The organism is Actinomycetospora sp. (genome assembly GCF_055612215.1).
In genome coordinates this window covers 1-4770 of sequence record NZ_JBVPVA010000766.1, presented here as the reverse complement: position 1 = coordinate 4770, position 4770 = coordinate 1, and the positions used below count along the sequence as shown (strand labels likewise).

At 70.7% G+C, this 4770-nt stretch carries 5 protein-coding genes; 1 reads left to right on the top strand and 4 read right to left on the bottom strand.

Features of this window, described 5'->3' with window-relative positions:
- Positions 1–621: 621 nt before the first annotated feature.
- Positions 622–1581 carry an electron transfer flavoprotein subunit alpha/FixB family protein gene (locus AC0CYZ_RS20915; protein ID WP_472218842.1) on the bottom strand — a complete coding sequence of 320 codons (960 nt, stop codon included), beginning with the start codon at positions 1579–1581 and terminating at the stop codon, positions 622–624.
- 27 nt (positions 1582–1608) lie between these two features.
- Positions 1609–2391 carry an electron transfer flavoprotein subunit beta/FixA family protein gene (locus tag AC0CYZ_RS20910; RefSeq protein WP_472218840.1) on the bottom strand — a complete coding sequence of 261 codons (783 nt, stop codon included), beginning with the start codon at positions 2389–2391 and terminating at the stop codon, positions 1609–1611.
- 244 nt (positions 2392–2635) lie between these two features.
- Between AC0CYZ_RS20910 and AC0CYZ_RS20905 the strand changes: the two genes are divergently transcribed.
- On the top strand, positions 2636–2788 hold the full coding sequence (locus AC0CYZ_RS20905; RefSeq protein WP_472218838.1) for a hypothetical protein: 153 nt from the start codon (positions 2636–2638) through the stop codon (positions 2786–2788).
- Positions 2789–2797: 9 nt separating this feature from the next.
- Here AC0CYZ_RS20905 and AC0CYZ_RS20900 read toward each other — a convergent pair whose 3' ends face one another.
- Positions 2798–4021, bottom strand: coding sequence for a metal-dependent hydrolase family protein (locus tag AC0CYZ_RS20900; RefSeq protein ID WP_472218836.1), 1224 nt, complete (start codon positions 4019–4021; stop codon positions 2798–2800).
- A 24-nt stretch (positions 4022–4045) separates the two neighbouring features.
- Positions 4046–4770, bottom strand: a 725-nt coding sequence (locus AC0CYZ_RS20895) for a sodium:solute symporter family transporter (RefSeq protein WP_472218834.1), incomplete at its 5' end; no start/stop codon positions are given.

Here is a 4770-nt window from a genome sequence, read left to right as displayed (position 1 = left end):
CCAGCACACAATGAGAATTTAAGGCGCAATCAGGGCAAACAGGATGGTTCACATGACCGAGAATGCACCCCGGCCTGGATCCCAGGATCCCCCGCGACCCCAAGTGGGCAGCCGTCCCATACAGGGTTTTACCGTCGGCGGTCAGGATAGCGGGAGCGAGTCGCCTTGCTGGGTCGTCAGCAGGGTCGATGGCCTGAACATACGCGAACGAGCCACTAGTGACTCAAGGTCTGATGGTCACCTCGACGCCGGGCAGTCCATTCCCGCCAGTTGCGAGGCTGTGTCCGGCGCGCCGTACCAGAGCTGCGGGGGGAGCCATTGGTGGATCCCAGTCCCGTACGAGGGCCGCACAGATTACGTTGCGTGGGCATGCGTCGACTGGTATACACATGAATCTCCTCCTCGTCCTCGGCGCACATACACTGTTCAGCCAGGAGATACCCTGAGCGGCATCGCAAGGAAGTTCGGGGTTAGCCTGTCAGATTTAGAGGCAGCAAACCCGCAGATCACCAACCCTGATCGCATCGTCCCAGGGCAAGTCATCAATATCCCCTGAGCCAGCCTCATATCTCCGGAACTTGCTGAAGGCTACATCGATTGACGTGGCCTTGCCTGTTCCCCTCAGCTTTTGCGTTTCTCCACCATTTCGGCCAGCTGGGGGGCGATGGTGAACAGGTCGCCCACCACGCCGAAGTCGGCGATCTCGAAGATCGGCGCCTCCGGGTCCTTGTTCACCGCGACGATCGTCTTCGAGGTCTGCATGCCGGCCCGGTGCTGGATGGCGCCGGAGATGCCCAGCGCCACGTACAGCTGCGGGGACACGGTCTTGCCGGTCTGCCCGACCTGGAACTGGTTCGGGTAGTAGCCGGAGTCGACCGCGGCGCGCGAGGCGCCCACGGCGGCGTGCAGCGAGTCGGCGAGCTTCTCGACGACGTCGAAGTTGTCGGCCGACCCGACCCCGCGGCCACCGGAGACCACGACGGTCGCCTCGGTGAGCTCCGGACGGTCACCGCCGACGATCGGGGCGCGGTTCGAGACCTTCGCCGAGCGTGCCTCGTCGATCGCGGGGACCTCGACGGTCTCCTGCGTGCCGGCCGCGGCGCTCTCCTCGATCTCGATGGAGCCCGAGCGCCACGAGACGATCGCGGTATCGGTGGTCGCGTGCGACTGGACCGTGAACGCGCCACCGAAGATCGAGTGCGACCCGGTGCGGTCGCCGTCGATGTCCACCAGGTCGTTCAGCCACCCCGAGTTGGTGCGCACCGCCAGGCGGCCCGCGACCTCGCGGCCGTCGGCGCCCGCCGGGATGAGCACCGCGGGCGGCGAGACGCGCTCGACCAGGGCGGCCAGCACGTCGACCTGCGGGGTCGAGAGGTAGTTGACCACGTCGTCGGACTCGGCGACGTAGACCTTCTCCGCACCGTGCGCGGCGAGGCCCTCGGCCAGCTTCGTGGCCGTGCCGGGCGTCCCGACGACGACCGCGGACGGCTCACCGAGGCGGCGGGCCGCGGTCAGCATCTCGTAGGTGTTCTTCTTGATCTCACCGTCGACGTGGTCGACGAGGACCAGCACTTCAGCCATGGGTCTTCTCCTCCTCGTGGACGGTGCTCAGATGAGCTTCTGGCCGACGAGGAACTCGGCGATCTTCGCGCCGCCGTCACCCTCGTCCTCGACCTTCTGGCCGCCGGACTTCGGCGGGCGCGGTGCGAACGAGTCGACCTGGACGAGCGACCCGGCCAGGCCGACCTCGGAGGCGTCGAGGCCCAGGTCCGAGACGCCGAGGGTGTTCACCGGCTTCTTCTTCGCCGCCATGATCCCCTTGAACGAGGGGTAGCGCGGCTCGTTGATCTTCTCGGCCACGCTCACGACGGCGGGCAACGACGCGGTGACGTCGCAGGTGCCCTCGTCGGTCTCGCGCTTGACGGAGGCGGTGCCGTCGCTGACGGACAGCTCGTTGGCGTGGGTGAGCGAGGGCCACCCGAGGACCTCGCCGACCATCCCGGCCATGGCGCCGCTGCGGCCGTCGGTGGCCTCGTTGCCGGCGATGACGAGGTCGACGTCGCCGACCGTGCCGATCGCCTTGGCGAGCACCTTCGCCGTGGCCACGGCGTCCGAGCCGTGGATGGCGTCGTCGTTCACGTGGACGGCCTTGTCCGCGCCCATGGAGAGGGCCTTGCGGATGGCGTCCGTGGCGCGGTCGGGGCCGGCGGTCAGGATGGTGACCTCGGCGCCGCCCGCCTCCTTGATCTTGAGCGCCTCCTCCACGGCGCGCTCGTTGATCTCGTCCAGCACCGCGTCCGACGAGGCGCGGTCCAGGGTCTTGTCACCGTCGGAGAGCGTGCGCTCCGACCAGGTGTCCGGCACCTGCTTGATCAGCACGACGATGTTCATGGGTCCTCTGTGACCTCCTGTGCCTGCGAATCCGGTGGCCACCGACGACAGTGGTTACCCGTCGGTAGCAGTTCGCCCTGTCCCGACTGTCCCACGAGCACCGGCGCGGGGCGACGTGGCGTACCCCTCTCATGTTACTCGCCAGTAGGTAGTAGGGAGCTACTGACGAGTAACTCAGGAGGGGCGGCGGGGCGCGGGTAGCCTGAAGCGGACACATCGGATATCGACCCGCAAGGAGTGCCTCGTGCCCGGTCTCTTCCAGAAGGTCCAGGACTTCCTCAAGAGCCCCCAGGGCCGCAAGTACACCGACCAGGCGAAGCGCTACGCGCAGGACCCGAAGAACCGCGCGAAGGCCCAGGAGATGTTCAAGCGGTTCGGCGGCGGCAAGAAGCACTGACCCCGGCGCTCATCCGAGGGCGACCGGGACCCCCGCCCGGAACACCGCCCGAAGCCGCGCCGAGAGGTCGTCGAGCCCGCCGTCGCCGGACAGCCTGCCGTCGACCACGCAGAGGTCGGCGGCGAGCCCCGGCGCGACGCGGCCGGTGACCTCACCCAGCCCCAGCAGCCGCGCGCCCGCCGAGGTGGACGCCGCGACGACCGCCTCGGCCGGCATGCCGCACGCGGCCATGAGCGGCAGTTCGGTGAGGTTGCGCCCGTGCGGGCCGACCCCCGAGTCGGTGCCCATCGCGATCCGGACGCCGGCCGCCACGGCCCGCCGGATCGACTCGGTGTGCACGTCGACGACGGCCGCGGCCTTCGCGACGACCTCCGCGGGCAGCCGCGCCCCCGCCCCGGCGGCCTCGAGGACCGCCCGCGGCGCCACGAGGGTCGGCACCAGCACGGTGTCGTGGGCGAGCATCAGCTCGATCGCCTCGTCGTCGAGGTATATGCCGTGCTCGATCGAGCGCACCCCGGCCCGGACGGCGTTCTTGATGCCCTGGCTGCCCTGCGCGTGGGACATCACCTCCCGGCCCTGCGCGGCGGCCTCGGCGACGACGACCGCGATCTCCTCCGGCGAGAACTGCGAGTGCTCCGGGTCGTCGCCCGGCGAGAGCACCCCGCCGGTCGTGCAGATCTTCACGACGTCGGCGCCCGCGCGCAGCACCTCGCGGACCACGCGACGGACCCCGTCGACGCCGTCGGCGACCCCGGCCGGGCGACCCGGGTGCGGCAGCGAGAGCGGGACGCAGTGCCCGGAGGGCATCCAGCCGTCGGAGTGCCCGCCGGTCTGGCCGAGGATGGTGATCGCGATCCGCATCCGCGGGCCCTCGACGAGCCCGTCGGCCACCGCCTGCCGCACCCCGGCGTCGGCGCCGCCCGCGTCGCGCACCGTCGTGACCCCCGCCCGCAGGGTGGCCGTGAGGTTCCGCGCGGCCGCGAAGAACTGATAGGAGAACGGCGTCGTCACCCGCGACAGCAGGTCGACCCCGGAGCTGGTGACGTGCACGTGGGCGTCGACGAAGCCCGGGGTGACGGTCGCCCCGGCGCAGTCGACGGCGTCGTCACCGTCCAGCCCGGGCCCGACGTCGAGGATCGTCCCCGTCGCGGTGTCCACGACGACGTCGGCGGGCGCGGCCGGCGCCCCGGTCCCGTCGAGCACCTCGCCGCCGTGCAGCAGCAGCCGCGTCATCCGTCGCCGTCCTCCCCCGTCGCCCTACCCGGCCGCCGGCTCCCCCCGCGCGGGGACGGGGGTCGGCTCGGACCGGTCCGTCCTCATCGGAGCACCTCCGCCGCGGCGCCGCTCGATCAGCGCCCCGACCACGACGACGGCGATGTTGGGCACCAGCGCGATCAGCCCCTCGTTCACGGTCCCGTCGTAGGGCCCGAAGGTCAGCGCGATCACCACGACCTCCCCGACGACGAGGCCCGCCACCACCGGGCGCAGCCCGGCCCAGCGCCGGGCGAACAGCGCGAGCACGAGCGCCGGCACCAGCTGGTCGAGCCCCGAGTAGGTGAGCAGCAGCAGGTTCGCGAGCAGGTCGGGCCGCACGATCGCGAGGACGAGGGCGAGGCCGGTGAGCACCACCACCGAGGCCTGGTTGACCACGGTCTGGCCCTGCGGCGACGTCGTGCGGACGACGTTGCGCGCCACGAGCGACGACATCCCGATGATCAGCCCGGCCGCCGGCACCATCGCGGTCGCCGCCGTGGCCACCACCACGACCCCGACGAACCACGACGGGAACACCTGCCCGGCGATCGTCAGCAGGGCCCCGTTGCTGCTCGTGCTCGGCGGGAGCGCGGTGAACGCGACGAAGCCGATGAACATCGGCAGCACCAGGCAGACCCAGTAGATCGGCAGGTAGGCGTAGTTGCGCCGCACCGCGCCCACCGACCCGGCCGAGAGCATCGCGGGCCAGGAGTGGGGCAGCGTCATGA

Coding starts and splice junctions, on each gene's coding strand:
- AC0CYZ_RS20915 (WP_472218842.1), bottom strand. CDS start 1,581: ATGGCTGAAGTGCTGGTCCTCGTCGACCACGTCGACGGTGAGATCAAG.
- AC0CYZ_RS20910 (WP_472218840.1), bottom strand. CDS start 2,391: ATGAACATCGTCGTGCTGATCAAGCAGGTGCCGGACACCTGGTCGGAG.
- AC0CYZ_RS20900 (WP_472218836.1), bottom strand. CDS start 4,021: ATGACGCGGCTGCTGCTGCACGGCGGCGAGGTGCTCGACGGGACCGGG.